The sequence below is a fragment of the Streptomyces sp. SCSIO 30461 genome, assembly GCF_037023745.1.
In the GTDB taxonomy this organism is placed as follows: Bacteria; Actinomycetota; Actinomycetes; order Streptomycetales; family Streptomycetaceae; genus Streptomyces.
Window position 1 is genome coordinate 2,122,577 of sequence record NZ_CP146101.1, and the last position, 15,574, is coordinate 2,138,150.

General features: G+C 70.8%; 12 protein-coding genes and 2 pseudogenes. 8 read left to right on the forward strand and 6 right to left on the reverse strand.

The window, feature by feature from the left end:
* Positions 1-19: 19 nt before the first annotated feature.
* Positions 20-4,642 (reverse strand): ATP-dependent helicase, encoded by a 4,623-nt coding sequence (locus V1460_RS09580; protein WP_338673315.1) that lies wholly within the window; start codon positions 4,640-4,642, stop codon positions 20-22.
* 56 nt (positions 4,643-4,698) lie between these two features.
* On the opposite strand from V1460_RS09580, the gene V1460_RS09585 reads away from it, so the two are divergent.
* From V1460_RS09585 to V1460_RS09595, 3 genes are all read left to right on the forward strand, one after another.
* Positions 4,699-5,595 (forward strand): AraC family transcriptional regulator, encoded by an 897-nt coding sequence (locus tag V1460_RS09585; protein WP_338673316.1) that lies wholly within the window; start codon positions 4,699-4,701, stop codon positions 5,593-5,595.
* A gap of 106 nt (positions 5,596-5,701) precedes the next feature.
* Positions 5,702-6,406 carry an AzlC family ABC transporter permease gene (locus tag V1460_RS09590; protein WP_338673317.1) on the forward strand — a complete coding sequence of 235 codons (705 nt, stop codon included), beginning with the start codon at positions 5,702-5,704 and terminating at the stop codon, positions 6,404-6,406.
* Entirely contained in the window at positions 6,403-6,711 is a 309-nt protein-coding gene (locus V1460_RS09595) for an AzlD domain-containing protein (RefSeq protein ID WP_338673318.1), read from the forward strand. Before V1460_RS09590 ends, V1460_RS09595 begins: the two co-directional genes overlap by 4 nt.
* 23 nt (positions 6,712-6,734) lie before the next feature.
* On the opposite strand, the gene V1460_RS09600 is transcribed toward V1460_RS09595, so the two are convergent.
* A complete protein-coding gene (locus tag V1460_RS09600; protein WP_338673319.1) occupies positions 6,735-7,655 on the reverse strand; it encodes a hypothetical protein in 921 nt (306 codons plus the stop codon).
* Positions 7,656-7,734: 79 nt separating this feature from the next.
* On the opposite strand from V1460_RS09600, the gene V1460_RS09605 reads away from it, so the two are divergent.
* The 5 genes and pseudogenes from V1460_RS09605 (at position 7,735) to recX (ending at position 11,622) form a co-directional block, all read left to right on the forward strand.
* The gene (locus V1460_RS09605; RefSeq protein WP_338673320.1) at positions 7,735-7,929 is read left to right on the forward strand and encodes a DUF3046 domain-containing protein; all 195 of its coding nucleotides are present in this window, start codon (positions 7,735-7,737) and stop codon (positions 7,927-7,929) included.
* Positions 7,930-8,172: 243 nt separating this feature from the next.
* On the forward strand, positions 8,173-9,312 hold the full coding sequence (locus V1460_RS09610) for an AI-2E family transporter (RefSeq protein ID WP_407077600.1): 1,140 nt from the start codon (positions 8,173-8,175) through the stop codon (positions 9,310-9,312).
* A 128-nt stretch (positions 9,313-9,440) separates the two neighbouring features.
* Positions 9,441-9,683, forward strand: a pseudogene (locus V1460_RS09615) (PaaI family thioesterase); the annotation flags it as partial.
* 233 nt (positions 9,684-9,916) lie between these two features.
* Positions 9,917-11,044 carry a recombinase RecA gene (gene recA / locus V1460_RS09620; RefSeq protein WP_338673321.1) on the forward strand — a complete coding sequence of 376 codons (1,128 nt, stop codon included), beginning with the start codon at positions 9,917-9,919 and terminating at the stop codon, positions 11,042-11,044.
* 8 nt (positions 11,045-11,052) lie between these two features.
* The gene (gene recX / locus V1460_RS09625; RefSeq protein ID WP_338673322.1) at positions 11,053-11,622 is read left to right on the forward strand and encodes a recombination regulator RecX; all 570 of its coding nucleotides are present in this window, start codon (positions 11,053-11,055) and stop codon (positions 11,620-11,622) included.
* A 170-nt stretch (positions 11,623-11,792) separates the two neighbouring features.
* On the opposite strand, the pseudogene V1460_RS09630 reads toward recX, so the two are convergent.
* The 4 genes and pseudogenes from V1460_RS09630 to V1460_RS09645 all read right to left on the reverse strand — a co-directional run.
* Positions 11,793-12,124: pseudogene (locus V1460_RS09630) on the reverse strand (rhodanese-like domain-containing protein); the annotation flags it as partial.
* Between the two features lie 65 nt (positions 12,125-12,189).
* Positions 12,190-13,791 (reverse strand): FAD-dependent monooxygenase, encoded by a 1,602-nt coding sequence (locus tag V1460_RS09635; protein WP_338673323.1) that lies wholly within the window; start codon positions 13,789-13,791, stop codon positions 12,190-12,192.
* 192 nt (positions 13,792-13,983) lie between these two features.
* Positions 13,984-14,895: an amino acid ABC transporter permease gene (locus V1460_RS09640; protein ID WP_338673324.1), complete on the reverse strand. Its 912-nt coding sequence runs from the start codon at positions 14,893-14,895 to the stop codon at positions 13,984-13,986.
* The gene (locus V1460_RS09645; RefSeq protein WP_338673325.1) at positions 14,892-15,557 is read right to left on the reverse strand and encodes an amino acid ABC transporter permease; all 666 of its coding nucleotides are present in this window, start codon (positions 15,555-15,557) and stop codon (positions 14,892-14,894) included. Before V1460_RS09645 ends, V1460_RS09640 begins: the two co-directional genes overlap by 4 nt.
* Between the last annotated feature and the right edge of the window lie 17 nt (positions 15,558-15,574).

The window sequence follows — 15,574 nt, forward strand, 5'->3', positions numbered from 1 at the left end:
ATGCGCGAAGCGCGAGGGCTCAGGGACGCAGCCGCAGCCCGCGCGGGGTGGCATGGAAGCCGGACTCCTCGAACGGCCGCGCCAGGGGAGAGGTCAGTGCCGCGGCGCCGTTGACCCGCTCGACCGTGACCGAGCCGAGCGCGCCCGCCCGTGCCGCCTCGGCGAGTGCCTCGGCGGCAGCGCGCAGCACCGGAGCGTCCGGTTCGGTCGCCCAGGACAGCAGGGTCCTGCCGCCGCGCTCCATGTAGAGCGCCAGTTCGCCGTCGACCAGCACCACCAGAGAGCCCGCCTTGCGTCCGGGCTTGTGGCCCGCTCCGGTCGGGGGTTCGGGCCACGGGAGCGCGGCTCCGTAGGCGTTCGCCGGGTCCGCCGCCGCCAGCACGGTCGCACGAGCCGCCGTGTGGGCACCGGCGCGGTCACGGGCGGAGGACGCGGCACGCAGCCGGTCCACGGCCCCGTCCATCGCGAACTGGGCGGCTCCCAGCCCCTCGACGACATAGCCGCGACGGGCCTGTCCGCTGTCCTCGAAAGCGGACAGGATCCGGTAGGTCGCCGAGAACCCGCCCTCGACCCCTTCGGCCGCGACCGCGCCCCGGGTGACCACGCCATGGCGGTCGAGCAGGGTGCGCGCCAGCGCGTGTGCACGGTGGGTGGCGTCCGGTTCGGCGGGCGGGAGCAGCGACCACCGCCCGGCGACGGTCGGCGGCCCCGTGCGCGAGGCGGGGCGCGCGGACGCGGTCAGCGAGCCGTAGCGTCCCCGCGGAACGGTGCGCTTGGCCCGGTGCGCTGTGGACCCGGCCGTGCGACCCGACCCCAGGAAGGCGCGCAGCGGCGCCAGAGTGTCGTTGGTGAGCCGTCCCGACCAGGCCAAATCCCAGAGGGTGTCGGCGAGTCGGGGATCGGTGGCGTCAGGGTGGGTGGTGGCACGGACCTGGTCGGCGATCTGCCGGAAGAACAGTCCGTAGCCGCCGGAGAGGACGGTGAGCACGGACTCGTGCAAAGCGGTCAGCTCCACGGGGTGCGGCGGCGGAAGCAGCAGCGGTGCCGCGTCGGCGAGGTAGAGGGAGACCCAGCCGTCTTTGCCGGGCAGCGAGCCCGCTCCGGCCCATACGACCTCGCCGGTGGTGGTCAGCTCGTCGAGCAGGGCGGGGGAGTAGCCCACCACTCGGGACGGCAGGACCAGCTTCTCCAGTGCGGAGGCCGGTACGGGAGCGCCCTGGAGCTGCTCGATGGCGCGGGCCAGTCCGTCGATGCCGCGCAGACTGCTGCTCCCCAGGTGCTGCCACTGGGGCAGGAAGGTCGCGAGGGCCGCCGGCGGCACCGGTTCCAGCTCCTCGCGCAGCGCCGCGAGTGAGCGGCGCCGCAGACGCCGCAGCACGGTCGCATCGCACCATTCCCGGCCGATCCCCGAGGGGTGGAACTCCCCCTGGACGACCCGTCCGGTCCCGGCCAGACGCTGGAGGGCTCCGTCGGTGACCGCAGAGCCCAGACCGAACCGGGACGCCGCCTGCGAGGAGGTGAACGGGCCATGGGTCCGGGCGAAGCGGGCCAGCAGGTCGCCCAGCGGATCCTTGACGGGCTCGGTGAACGCTTCGGGGACGCCCACCGGAAGCGCCGTCCCCAGGGCATCCCGCAGACGCCCGGCGTCCTCGATCGCCGCCCAGTGGTCGGCTCCCGCGATCCGGACCCGGATGGCGCGCCGTGAGGCGGCGAGCTCCTCCGCCCAGCCGGGGTCCGCGCCGCGCTCGGCCAGTTCGGCGGCCGTCAGCGGCCCCAGCACGCGCAGTGCGTCGGCGACGCCCTCCGCGCCCTTCAGCCCGCGCTCCTCCGTCAGCCATTGGAGCTCCCGCTCCAGCTCGCCCAACACGTCGGCGTCGAGCAACTCGCGCAGCTCCGCCTGGCCGAGCAGCTCGGCAAGCAGCTTGGAGTCCAGGGAGAGCGCGGCGGCACGCCGCTCGGCGAGCGGTGAGTCGCCCTCGTACAGGAACTGCGCCACATACCCGAAGAGGAGCGATCGGGCGAACGGGGACGGCTCGGGGGTGGTCACCTCGACCAGCCGGACCCGACGGGAGTCGATGTCGCCCATCAGCTCCGTCAGGCCCGGGACGTCGAAGACATCTTGGAGGCACTCGCGGACGGCTTCCAGGACGATCGGGAACGAGCCGAACTCGCCGGCCACCTGGAGAAGTTGTGCCGCGCGCTGACGCTGCTGCCACAGCGGGGTCCGCTTGCCCGGATTGCGGCGCGGAAGCAGCAGGGCGCGTGCCGCGCACTCCCTGAACCGCGACGCGAACAGCGCGGAACCGCCGACCTGGTCGGTGACGATCTCAGCGATCTCACTCTTGTCGAAGACGGTGTCAGCAGCTCCGACCGGCGCCTGGTCGCCGTCGTAGGAGGTGTCGAGGTGCACCGGGTCCTGGTCGAGCAGATCCAGCCCCATCAGATCGGCGTCGGGCAGCCGCAGCACGATGCCGTCGTCCGCGTGCATCACCTGTGCGTCCATGCCGTACCGCTCGGCGAGCCGGGCACCGAGTGCCAGCGCCCAGGGGGCGTGGACCTGGGCTCCGAACGGGGAGTGGATCACGACCCGCCAGTCGCCCAGCTCGTCCCGGAAGCGCTCCACGAGGATCGTGCGGTCGTCGGGTACATGGCCGCAGGCACGGCGTTGCTCGTCGAGATAGGCGAGCACATTGCCGGCGGCCCAAGCGTCGAGTCCGGCCGTGCGCAGGCGAAGCAGCGCATCCTCCTCGGACAGCGCGCCGATCTCCCGCAGGAACGCGCCGACCGCACGCCCCAGTTCGAGCGGACGGCCGAGTTGGTCGCCCTTCCAGAACGGCAGCCGGCCGGGGACCCCCGGGGCGGGCGAGACCAGGACTCGGTCACGCGTGATGTCCTCGATCCGCCAGGACGTGGTGCCGAGAGTGAAGACATCCCCCACCCGGGACTCGTACACCATCTCCTCGTCGAGCTCACCGACCCGCCCGCCGCCCTTCCTGGGGTCGGACCCGGCGAGGAACACTCCGAACAACCCGCGGTCGGGGATGGTGCCACCGGAGGTGACCGCGAGGCGCTGGGTGCCCGGTCGCCCCGTGACCGTCCCGGCGATCCTGTCCCACACCACCCGTGGCCGCAGCTCGGCGAACGCGTCCGACGGATAGCGGCCCGCGAGCATGTCCAGCACCGCCGTGAACGCCGACTCCGGAAGCGAGGCGAAGGGTGCCGCCCGCCGCACCACAGCCAGCAGTTCATCGGCCTGCCAGGTGTCCAGCGCAACCATCGCGACCAACTGCTGCGCCAGCACGTCCAGGGGATTGGCGGGGATCCTCAGGGCCTCGATCGAGCCGCCGCGCATCCGCTCGGTCACCACGGCCGCCTGCACCAGGTCACCGCGGTACTTGGGGAAGACCACGCCGGTGGAGACAGCCCCCACCTGGTGGCCCGCCCGGCCCACCCGCTGCAGGCCGGAGGCGACGGACGGCGGGGACTCGACCTGGACGACCAGATCCACCGCACCCATGTCGATCCCCAGCTCGAGACTGGAGGTGGCGACGACCGCGGGCAGCCTGCCCGCCTTGAGATCCTCCTCGACCAGCGCACGCTGCTCCTTGGAGACCGAGCCGTGGTGGGCGCGGGCGAGCAGCGACGGCGCGCCCAGGGCGGCCCCCGACTGCGCCATGATCTCGGCCGGGGGAGCGCCATCGGGCAGCGGCTTGCCCGTGGCACGCTCGTATGCGATCTCGTTGAGCCTGTTGCACAACCGCTCGGCCAGCCGACGGGAGTTGGCGAAGACGATCGTCGAGCGGTGCGCCTGGACCAGATCGGCGATGCGCTCCTCGACATGGGGCCAGATCGACGGCTTCTCACCGGCGGCGTCCGGCTCCGACGCGGGGGAGCCGCCGAGTTCGCCGAGATCCTCGACGGGGACCACCACGGAGAGGTCGAACTCCTTGCCGGACGGCGGCTGGACGATCTCCACCTTGCGCTGCGGGGACAGGTAGCGAGCCACCTCGTCCACCGGCCGGACGGTCGCGGACAGGCCGATCCGCCGTGCCGGGCGCGGCAGCAGCTCGTCCAGCCGCTCCAGGGACAGGGCGAGATGGGCGCCCCGCTTGGTGCCCGCCACCGCGTGCACCTCGTCCACGATCACCGTCTCGATGCCCGTGAGCGCCTCGCGCGTGGACGAGGTCAGCATCAGGAAGAGCGACTCGGGCGTGGTGATGAGGATGTCCGGCGGCCGGGTGGCGAGCGCCCTGCGCTCCGCGGCCGGTGTGTCCCCTGAGCGGATGCCGACCCGCACCTCCGGCTCCGGAAGCCCCAGCCTGACCGACTCCTGGCGGATCCCGGTCAGCGGGCTGCGCAGATTGCGTTCTACGTCCACCGCAAGCGCCTTCAGCGGGGATACGTACAGCACACGGCAGCGCTTCTTGGTGTCCGCGGGCGGAGGGGCGGACGTCAGACCGTCGAGCGCGGCGAGGAATGCGGCGAGGGTCTTGCCTGAACCGGTCGGTGCGACGACCAGGACGTCCGAGCCCTGCCCGATCGCCCGCCACGCACCCTCCTGGGCGTCCGTGGGCGCGCGGAACGCACCCGTGAACCAGCCGCGAGTCGCGGGGGCGAAGCTGTCGAGTGCGTTGCCGACCATGCCACCCATCGTGCACCGCCCCACTGACAATCCCCCGGACCTGCGAGAATGTGCGTATGGCAGAGGGTGAGTGGGCTCGGTACTGGCAGCCGGAGCGGCTTCCGGGAATCGACCTGCTCCGCGCCCGGTACGTACGCCACGCCTTTCCCCGCCACAGCCACGAGGGCTATGTCTTCGGGACCATCACCCGCGGCGTCGAGGACGTCGGCCTTCCGGGCGGTGTCGTCCACGCCGGTCCCGGATCGGTCGTGATGATCAATCCCGAAGTGCCGCACACCGCCAGAGCCGGGGTGAGCGAGGGCTGGGTGTATTCGACCGTCTACCCGTCGTCACATGTGGTGGCCGAGATCGCCGCGGAGACGACGACGATCAAGGGCACTCCGGGCTTCGGGGTGGCCCATGTGATCGACCCGCACGCCGCCCGGCTGATCCGCGAGGTGCACCGCGCGGCGGAGGAAGGCGACGTCCTCGCCGCCGACAGCCTGCTGCGGATCATGGTGGCGCGGCTGCTGCGCGATCACGGGGGCAGTCTCCCCGCGCGGGCCCCGCTCACGGCGGGCGCACACGACGCGGCACGGGCCCGCGCGGTGCTGGAGGAGCGCATGGACAGCCCGCCCACCCTCCAGGCCCTCGCCTTCGAGCTGAACACCAGCCAGTTCGCGCTGCTGCGGGCCTTCCGCGAGCGCTACGGCATGCCGCCGCACACCTGGCTCACCGACGCCCGGGTCCGCCGGGCGCGGCGACTGCTTGACGCGGGCGCGGCTCCGGCTCAGGCCGCCGCGCTGGTGGGGTTCGCCGACCAGCCGCACCTGAACAGGCACTTCACCCGGATCGTCGGAGTACCGCCCGGCGCCTACCAGCGGGGACGAGGGGTCGACGGGCCGAGTGCGAGACGAGGTGGCGGCGGGCTGAGACGAGGAGACGGCAGGCGCGCAAGAACGTACAAGACCTGAAGTGAGGCGGTCCCATAACGTCCACGGTGTGCGAGAACAGCAAGAACAGCAAGAACAGACAGCATCAGTAGAGATATCCACCGGCGGCTCAGCGACCGATCAGCTGGTGAAGCCCGACTCCGCCGTGGTGCGGGACGCACTCGGAGTGGGCCTCGCCGTCGGCCTGTCAGGATTCGCCTTCGGCGCCACCGCGGCAGGGGCGGGACTCGACCTCGCCCAGATCTGCGCCCTCAGCCTGCTCGTCTTCACCGGTGCATCCCAGTTCGCCCTGGTCGGCGCGCTCGCCGCGGGTGGCAACCCGCTCGCGGCCGCTGCGGGCGCCTTCTTCCTCGGCACCCGCAACGCCTTCTACGGGCTCAGGCTCTCCCAACTGCTGGCCCTGCCGCGTTCCGTACGCCCTTTCGCCGCGCACTGGGTCATCGACGAGACCACGGCTGTCTCCCTGTCCCAGCCGACACGGCGTGCCGCACGGCTGGGCTTCACCGCCACCGGACTCACCCTCTATGTGCTGTGGAACCTGACGACGTTCCTCGGTGCACTGGGCGCGGAGGCGATCGGTGACACCAGCGCCTGGGGGCTGGACGCGGCGGGACCCGCGGTGTTCCTGGCACTGCTCGCCCCGATGCTGCGCACGACCACTGAGCGTGTGGTCGCGGGACTCGCCGTGGTACTGGGACTCGGGCTGCTACCGGTGCTCCCTGCCGGAGCGCCAGTACTGGTCGCCGCGCTCGCGGCCCCGACCGTCCTCTGGCTCCATGGCCGTGGGCTCGTCAACGGGAAGAACACGGAGCGGAAGGACGCCGACCGATGAACGTCTGGATCGCCATCGGGCTGACGGCCGTCGGCTGCTACCTGGTCAAGCTGGCTGGTCTGCTGGTGCCCGCCGGAGCTCTGGAACGCCCCCTTGTGCAGCGCCTTTCCGCGCTGCTCCCCGTGGCGCTGCTGGCCGCGCTCACCGCTCAGCAGACGTTCAGCAGCGGCAGCTCCTTGGCCGTCGACGCCAGGGCCGCCGGTCTGGTTGCGGCGGCGATCGCCCTGGTGCTGCGCGCGCCGTTCCTCGCCGTCGTCGCCGCAGCCGTGCTGGTCACCGCCGGTGTGCGCGCGCTAGGCGGCTGAGTCGCCGTAAGGGGAACGGGCTACTAGCTCACCGCGCGCCCGTGCGCCCTCAGCGTCCGCAGCGCCTCGATCGTGGCGATGGGGCGTTCTTCGAGAGCGCTGCCGGGAGTCCATGAGCCCCGGCGGGCAGGCCAGCCGCCGTCGGGCCGCTGCCGTCCGGCGAGATGGTCGAGCGAGCGTTCCATCTCCTCGTCCGTGAACCAGCGCCGTGCCAGGGAGCCCGGTACACGTGCGTAGTCGTACGGGTAGTGGCGCCGGTCCGGGAGGTCACCGGTGGCGGCAGCGCCGTCATCCTCTCGCGCGGGATGGAGCATCACGAGCCGATGTTCGCGTACGAGACGGCCCAGGCGGTCGGCGGCTGCCGCGGCGCGCGGCCCGTCCGGGGCGTTGTCGAGGAAGGCGACCGCCGCCTGGATGTCGTGCGCCGGGGACGGGTGCGGGTGGCAGGTGCCCAGCGCTTCCACCGCCGCCCAGCAGAAGTCGGTCGCCCGGAACAACCAGGCATGCCACACCTGGTTGAGGTGCAGCAGTCCGACGACAGGGCCCGTCGCCCGCAGCTCGCTCCTGGGCTCGTCGGTGACCGGGACGTACGGGGCTGTGGGATAGCCGCGCTGTGAAGGATGGACCGCGGGAAGAGCACCGTCCTTGGTGGCCACACTGGTCAGATAGCGGCACATCCGCTCGGCGCGCAGCCCGCCGCAGCGGCCGATCGAGTCCAGGACGTACAGCGCGTGCGCGGTGTGCAGCGGCTGGCTGACGGGTCCGCGGAGGTGGGGTTCGAGGGCATGCCCGTACCCGCCGTCCTCGTTGAGATAGGCGGACAGCGCCGCCTCCACGGGATCCGCGCCCGCGCCCAGGAAGTGGTATGCGAACCGCCGCTGCTCGAGAACGCGGGCCGTCAGCCAGATGAAGCGCTCGGCTCTCGCGAGGGGAGTTCCAGCCATGCTCAGACCGTAGGGCTCTGACGTACCGCGGTAGGGCGGACCGGTGATGCTGCACTCTCAAGGGCGGGATACTGGCCTCATGCGGTTGACGATTTTCTGGGAGCGGATGGAAGAGCACTTCGGTGCCGCGTATGCCGACTCCTTCGCGCGCGACCATGTGATGACCGAGCTCGGTGGCCGAACCGTGCACGAGGCGTTGGCCGCGGGGTGGGAGACGAAGGACGTCTGGCGCGGGGTCTGCTCGGCCATGGGGATACCGGCTGAGAAGCGGTGAGTCGCGCAGTTTTCCACAGGCGGTGGTCCGGTTGTCGCGCGGGTAGACGAGACTTGCCCCGTGGCATCGACTGACGAGACAGTCCGGGACGAAGAGCCGCTGACCGCCTCGTCAGGCGGCGCGGGCGGCACCGGCCCCGGCACCAGCACAACGGAACACAGCGCGGGGACGGCCATCGGATCCGACCCCGGTGCGGGCACGGGAGCGGTACCGGTGAGTGCCGGCGGTGCCGGGAGCGCTCGGATGCCTCGTTGGCTTCCTCGGGCCATGGTCCTGGCCTTCGCGCTGTATGCCTGCTTCCAGTTCGGCAGCTGGGCCTTCCACCAGCTCGTCGGACTGCTGATCAACATCCTGATCGCCTTCTTCCTCGCACTGGCGATCGAGCCGGTGGTGGGCCGCATGGCGGCGCGCGGGATACGGCGGGGCCTCGCCACCTTCCTGGTCTTCTTCGTGGTGATGCTGGCGGGCGTCGGATTCGTCGTGCTGCTCGGCTCGATGCTGGCGGGCCAGATAGTCGACATGGTCGAGGACTTTCCCAAGTACCTCGACCAGGTGATCAACTGGATCAACCAGACCTTCCACACCGAACTGTCCCGGGTCGCGATCCAGGACAGTCTGCTGCGCTCGGACTGGCTGAAGAAGTACGTCCAGAACAGCGCCAGCGGGGTGCTCGACGTCTCGGCGACCGTGCTCGGCGGGCTGTTCAGACTGCTGACGATCTTCCTTTTCTCCTTCTACTTCGCGGCGGACGGGCCGCGGCTGCGGCGGGCGCTGTGCTCCGTGCTGCCGCCGTCGAAGCAGACCGAGGTGCTGCGTGCCTGGGAGATCGCGGTCGACAAGACGGGCGGCTACCTCTATTCGAGGGGTCTGATGGCCCTGATCTCCGGTGTGGCGCACTACGTCCTGCTGGCGCTGCTCGGTGTGCCGTACGCACCCGCGCTGGCCGTGTGGGTGGGCCTGGTCTCGCAGTTCATACCCACGATCGGTACGTATCTGGCGGGAGCCCTGCCGATGCTGATCGCGTTCACGGTCAACCCCTGGTATGCGCTGTGGGTGCTCTGCTTCGTCCTCGTCTACCAGCAGTTCGAGAACTACGTGCTGCAGCCCAAACTCACCGCCAGGACCGTGGACATCCATCCCGCGGTGGCGTTCGGCTCGGTGATCGCGGGCACTGCCTTGCTGGGTGCGGTCGGCGCGCTGATCGCGATCCCCGCGGTCGCGACGCTGCAGGCGTTCCTCGGGGCCTACGTGAAGCGCTACGACGTCACGGACGACCCCCGGGTGCACGGCCACCGCCGCCACGGTGAAGCGGTGGTGGCCCGGCTCCAGCGTGCGCTGAGTGCCCGGAGGGAGCAGCCCCCTGCGCCGAGGGACAGCGCCTGACCCGTATCCGGCGGTGCCCGGCCCGTGCGGCTGAGCGGCTCAGCCCGGCCCCGGTCGAGCAGGAGGTGGTGCTGGGTCGCGCAGAGCCGGCCTGGACCAGGGTGCGTCGATGTCCCCGGACTCGTGTCGGTGGCTACGCGGCGCTCACGCTGCTCGGCGAGGGTCCGAAGTCCTCGGCGTCGAATACAAGATCAACCTTCTCGCACCCGCCGTCGGCACCCACATCGAGGCGATCGGTACGGTCCTGAAGTCCGGACGCACTCTGACCGTCTGCCGACCGGAGGTGTACGGCATCCAGGGTGACGGCGAACGGAGGGGCTCGTCGCCGGCGGACAGCAGACGCGATCCGGGTGGAGATGCCCGCGCGGTGAGTCCCGCCGCGGCCCGGAGCCCCCGGCGCCGTCCTGGGACCCTGGCACGCTGCGCCCGGTCGGCGCTTGACACAAAAATCGAACATCCATTCTGATGGGGGAGTCGGCCGTGGAATCCCGGGGGATTTCGCCGGGTTTTCCACAGGCTGGACGGACGTTGAGGCGCATTGTCAGTGGCAGGGGATAGCGTCTTTGACGTGAAGCGATCGACTCAGACACCCCGGGTGGAACCCATGGCAGGAACCGACCGCGAGAAGGCGCTTGACGCCGCGCTCGCACAGATTGAACGGCAATTCGGCAAGGGTGCCGTGATGCGCATGGGTGAGCGGTCGAAGGAACCCATCGAGGTCATCCCGACCGGCTCGACCGCGCTCGATGTCGCGCTCGGCGTCGGTGGCCTGCCCCGCGGCCGTGTAGTGGAGATCTACGGCCCGGAGTCTTCGGGTAAGACGACCCTGACCCTGCACGCCGTGGCCAATGCGCAGAAGGCCGGTGGTCAGGTCGCCTTCGTGGACGCCGAGCACGCGCTCGACCCCGAGTACGCCAAGAAGCTCGGCGTCGACATCGATAATCTGATCCTCTCCCAGCCCGACAACGGCGAGCAGGCGCTCGAGATCGTCGACATGCTGGTCCGGTCCGGGGCTCTCGACCTCATCGTGATCGACTCCGTCGCCGCGCTCGTGCCGCGGGCCGAGATCGAGGGCGAGATGGGTGATTCCCATGTGGGCCTCCAGGCCCGGTTGATGAGCCAGGCGCTGCGGAAGATCACCAGTGCGCTCAACCAGTCCAAGACCACTGCGATCTTCATCAACCAGCTGCGCGAGAAGATCGGCGTGATGTTCGGCTCGCCCGAGACCACGACCGGTGGCCGCGCGCTCAAGTTCTACGCGTCGGTGCGTATCGACATCCGCCGTATCGAGACCCTCAAGGACGGCACCGAAGCGGTGGGCAACCGCACCCGCTGCAAGGTCGTCAAGAACAAGGTCGCGCCTCCTTTCAAGCAGGCCGAGTTCGACATCCTCTACGGTCAGGGCATCAGCCGCGAGGGCGGTCTGATCGACATGGGCGTGGAGCACGGCTTCGTCCGCAAGGCAGGTGCCTGGTACACCTACGAGGGCGACCAGCTCGGCCAGGGCAAGGAGAACGCGCGTAACTTCCTGAAGGACAACCCCGACCTGGCCGACGAGATCGAGAAGAAGATCAAGGAGAAGCTGGGCGTCGGAGTCAGCCCCGCCTCCCCGTCGGCAGAGCCGGGCGCGGACGGGGCGGGTGCTGCGGCCGATGAGCCCGCGAAGTCGGTGCCCGCGCCGGCGACTAAGGCGACAAAGGCCACCAAGGCGGCTGCCACGGCGAAGAGCTGAGTCCGTCTGTGACCCGGCGCACCGAATGGCCGGGCGACAGCCCCGACTCGTCGAGGGCCGAGAAGGAGTTGTCGCCCAAGGATCCGGCTGAGCGGGCGCGGGCGATCTGTCTGCGCCTGCTCACCGGGACCCCGCGCACGCGGAGGCAGCTCCGCGACGCGCTCCACAAGCGGGACATCCCGGAAGACGTCGCCGACGAGGTCCTGTCCCGCTTCGAGGACGTGGGCCTGATCGATGACGCGGTGTTCGCGGACGCCTGGGTGGAGTCCCGGCACCATGGGCGAGGTCTGGCCCGCCGCGCCCTTGCCCGCGAGCTGCGCACGAAGGGCGTCGACCCGGAGCTGATCGACCAGGCGGTCGGACGGCTCGATATGGACCAGGAGGAGACCACCGCCCGCGAGCTGGTGGACCGCAAGCTGCGGGCCACGCGCGGTCTGGACCGTGATCGCAGACTGCGACGCCTTGCCGGAATGCTCGCTCGCAAGGGATACCCCGAAGGCATGGCGCTGCGGGTGGTCCGCCAAGCCCTGGAGGAAGAGGGCGAGGACGTCGAGGACTTGGGCGAGGGCCTGTACTGAGCGGTGGCCGGTCGGGCCGGCCCACCGCGACCCTGGGTCAGGCTCCGCGGACCCGCCTGGGTACGGCCCCGCGGGGGGCGGCCGTACCCACAGGGCCTGTGGCAGGTACACAAGACGGCCCGAGTGGTCCGTGCCCGGTGGTCACGCCCTCGGGGCCCGCACCGGCAGGCCGCTGCTCGCCATGCCTGGAAGCCGCCCACCAGTCCGTCGCACGTCGCAGCCCCAGCCGCTGGAGCGAGTCCGCGGCGAGCGACGAAGCGTATCCCTCATGGCAGACCACGATGACCCGCAGATCATTGCTGGTGGCTTCGGGAACGCGATGGCCGCCCAGGGGGTCCAGCCGCCACTCCAGTTCATGGCGTTCGACCACCAGCGCGCCCGGAATCAGCCCATCCCGGTCGCGCAGCGCCGCATAGCGGGTGTCGACCGGCAGCGCCCCATTCGCCGCAGCGGCGAATGCCTCATGCGGCCCCATCCGCTCCAGACCGCCACAGGCGCACATCGCTGTCGGTCACGCTCCGGAGTACACCGTGGGTCTCCACACCTCACTCGAGGTCCGCAGTCTGGTCAACCCAGGCCGGCGGGGCTTCCCGCACCCGCCTGCGAGGGCTCCGCGGCACCGCCGCGTGCCGCGTCGGCCGCCGTGTGGAGCTCATCCGGCCGCACCCCGTTGAAGGCCGCCACCAGATGCCCGTCCGGCCGTACCAGGAGCACGGTGTGCGCGGAGGCTCCCGGGTAGCTCTCGGCCACCAGGAGTTCCGCCCGCACGGGAAGCTCGTCCACGGCGGAGTCCAGCCGTGGCATCACCCCGGCGCTCATCCAGTGCCGCCGGTCCCAGACCCCGGTCCCGGGTGCCACCAGCACCACGAGCATCCGCCCTTGCCCCAGTCGGTCCCTCAGCCAGACGCTCGTGCCGTCCGGTGCCGTCACCCGGGTGTCGGCCACCGGAGCCCCGAACGGCGTGCCGACCGAGGTGTGCGTATCGGTGTGCGGCGGCGCGAGAGGGGAGTTGGGGTACGCGGGAGGCGCACCCAGCGCCCCGAGCCCCAGGTGAGCGTCCGTCAGCAGGACATCGTGCCCGCGCGCCGCACCCGGCAGGTACGTCCGCAGGCCGCCGCTGCCGCGCAGTATCGGCAGCGACTGGTCGGCGGCCCGCAGCCGGGCGGCGACAGCGGTCCGCCGTTCCGCCTGGTAGCTGTCGAGCAGGGCCTCCGACGCGCCGTGATGCCAGGCGAACGCCAGTTTCCAGGCGAGGTTGTCGATGTCGCGCAGTCCTTCATCGAGCCCCTGGGTGCCGACCGCGCCGAGCAGATGAGCCGCGTCTCCGGCGAGGAAGGCGCGGCCGACCCGCCAGCTCCGGGCCAGCCGGTGGTGCAGGGTGTAGACCCCGGTGTCGACGAGGTCGTACTGAGGGGGACCGTCGCACCAGCCGGCCAGGGTGTCCCGTACCCGCGACACGAGCGCCTCCGGGGTCACCAGCTCGCTGCGGGCCGGCAGCAGCCAGTCCAGCCGCCACACCCCGTCCGGCAGCGGCCGGGCGGTCACCTCTTCGCCGCCCGAGCGCCACGGCGGCAGCCGGTGCAGTACTGCCTCACCGGGCCAGGGCAGTTCGGTGCGCAGCACGGCCACGGCATGCCGCTCCACCGACGTACGCCCCGGGAACCGGACGCCGATGAGCTTGCGCACCGTCGACCGGGAACCGTCACAGCCCACCAGATGGCTCCCGCGCCACCAGGTCGCCCCGGGACCGCGGGTGTGCGCGGTGACACCGGTGCCGTCCTGCTCCAGGGTGTCGAGTCGGCTGTGGGTGGCGACTGTGACACGCCTGGTCTCCGCGATGGCGTCGCGCAGCCCCCGCAGCAGTGCGTGCTGCGGAATGTGCACCGGCCCGGGCAGTTCGTCCCCGCCGAGTGCCACCGCCCGTAGTTCCTGCTTGCGCCGCCGCGACCGCCAGCCGGTCCAGCGGATTCCCTCGTCACGGATCGTGGCACAGCCGAGGCGCTCCAGCAGCGCCGCGGTGTCGGCGCGCAGCACGACCGTACGCGCGGGTCGCGGTTCGTCCTTCCCCGTGCCCTCGTCCAGCACCACCGAGGGGACGCCCTGAGCGGCCAGCGCCAGGGACAGCGCGAGCCCGACCGGGCCCGCGCCGACGACGATCACCGGGTCCACGGCGCGGCTCCTGTGGCCTGCTGGGACGGAGGAGAGGAGGGAGAGGGACTGGCCGAAGCCCGGTGCACGATCACAGAACGTATGCAACCCACTGCTGGTGTCCCCGTCAAGCGACCACGGGAGGCGGCGACACGACGAAGGGCGGTGACCCGCGGGTCACCGCCCTTCGTGAGCAGTCTGCGTGATGGTCGGTCAGGTGCCTTGGCCATCGGTGCCGTCGACCTGGCCCGGTCCCACGGGCTCCAGGCCGCCGCCTGGCGCGATGTGAACGACCGTGCCGGTGCTCTTCTTCCCGCGCCGCAGCTTGCGCTCCAGCCGACTCGCCGCCGAGGTGAGGGCGAAGTTCAGGGCGAGGAAGATGATCGCGACGATGGTGAAGCAGGCGATCGTGTTGGCACCGTAGTTGGCACTCATCGGCCGGACCGACGACAGGAGTTCGGCGAAGCTGAGCATCACGCCGCCGAGCGCGGTGTCCTTCACGATGACCACCAGCTGGCTGACGATCGCCGGGAGCATGGCCGTCACCGACTGCGGCAGCAGCACATGCCGCATCATCTGGCCCTTGCGCATGCCGATCGCCTTGGCCGCGTCCGTCTGGCCCCTGGGCAGGGACAGGATGCCCGCCCGGACGATCTCCGCGAGCACCGAGGCGTTGTACAGCACCAGACCGGTGACCACGGCGTAGAGCGGACGGACGTCCGGGCTGATGTCGGTGAAGTCGGAGTACGCGGCGTTGGCGAACAGCATCAGGATCAGCACGGGGATGGCGCGGAAGAACTCCACGACCGAGCCCGCGACGCCCCTGACCCACCGGTGGTCGGAGAGCCGGGCGATACCGAAGACCGCACCGAGCGGCAGCGCGATGACCAGCGAGAGCGAGGCCGCCAGAAGGGTGTTCTGGAGACCGGGCCAGATGAACGCGGTGTACGGCTGGGTGCTCGTGAGGAACGGCGACCACTTGATCCAGTCGAGCTGGCCCTTGGAGCTCAGACCGTCGTACACCCACCACCCGACCGCGCCGAGTACGACGGTGAAGAGGACGGTGTAGAGGGTGTTGCGGACCCTGGCGCGGGGCCCCGGGGCATCGTAGAGAACGGAAGTCATCGCTTCACCGCCACCTTCCTGCTCACCCAGTCGAGAATCAGCCCGGTCGGCAGCGTCAGGCAGATGAAGCCGAATGCGAAGACCGCGGCGATCGGGAGCAGGGCGGCGTAGGTCTCGATCCACTCCTTCATCAGGTACGAGGCCTCCGCCACGCCGATCACCGAGGCGACGGTGGTGTTCTTGGTCAGCGCGATCAACACGTTGGACAACGGGTTGATGACCGACCGGAAGGCCTGCGGAAGGATGATGAGCCGCAGCACCTGGGTGAAGCTCAACCCCAGGGCTCGGGCGGCTTCGGCCTGTCCCACGGGCACGGTGTTGATCCCGGACCGCAGCGCCTCGCACACGAATGCCGAGGTGTAGGCGATGAACCCGAGCACCGCCAGCCTGAAGTTGATCACTTCGGTGGTCTCCGCGCCCAGCGCGATGCCCAGGGTCGAGTACAGACCCAGTGAGGCGAAGAGGATGACCACGGTGAGCGGGATGTTGCGCACGACGTTCACGTACGCGGTGCCGACGGCCCGCATCAGCGGCACCGGGCTGACCCGCATGCCGGCCAGCAAGGTTCCCCATATCAGGGAGCCGAGGGCCGAGTAGACGGTGAGCTGCACCGTCACCCAGAAAGCCCCCAGAAGCTTGTCCATATCAAGAAAGTCGAACACGATCTCCCGCGCTTCCG

What these genes read in the sequence shown, in the direction of transcription:
- V1460_RS09580 (WP_338673315.1), bottom strand. Translation starts at nt 4,642, where the DNA reads ATGGTCGGCAACGCACTCGACAGCTTCGCCCCCGCGACTCGCGGCTGG.
- V1460_RS09585 (WP_338673316.1), top strand. Translation starts at nt 4,699, where the DNA reads ATGGCAGAGGGTGAGTGGGCTCGGTACTGGCAGCCGGAGCGGCTTCCG.
- V1460_RS09595 (WP_338673318.1), top strand. Translation starts at nt 6,403, where the DNA reads ATGAACGTCTGGATCGCCATCGGGCTGACGGCCGTCGGCTGCTACCTG.
- V1460_RS09600 (WP_338673319.1), bottom strand. Translation starts at nt 7,655, where the DNA reads ATGGCTGGAACTCCCCTCGCGAGAGCCGAGCGCTTCATCTGGCTGACG.
- V1460_RS09605 (WP_338673320.1), top strand. Translation starts at nt 7,735, where the DNA reads ATGCGGTTGACGATTTTCTGGGAGCGGATGGAAGAGCACTTCGGTGCC.
- V1460_RS09610 (WP_407077600.1), top strand. Translation starts at nt 8,173, where the DNA reads ATGCCTCGTTGGCTTCCTCGGGCCATGGTCCTGGCCTTCGCGCTGTAT.
- recA (WP_338673321.1), top strand. Translation starts at nt 9,917, where the DNA reads ATGGCAGGAACCGACCGCGAGAAGGCGCTTGACGCCGCGCTCGCACAG.
- V1460_RS09640 (WP_338673324.1), bottom strand. Translation starts at nt 14,895, where the DNA reads ATGACTTCCGTTCTCTACGATGCCCCGGGGCCCCGCGCCAGGGTCCGC.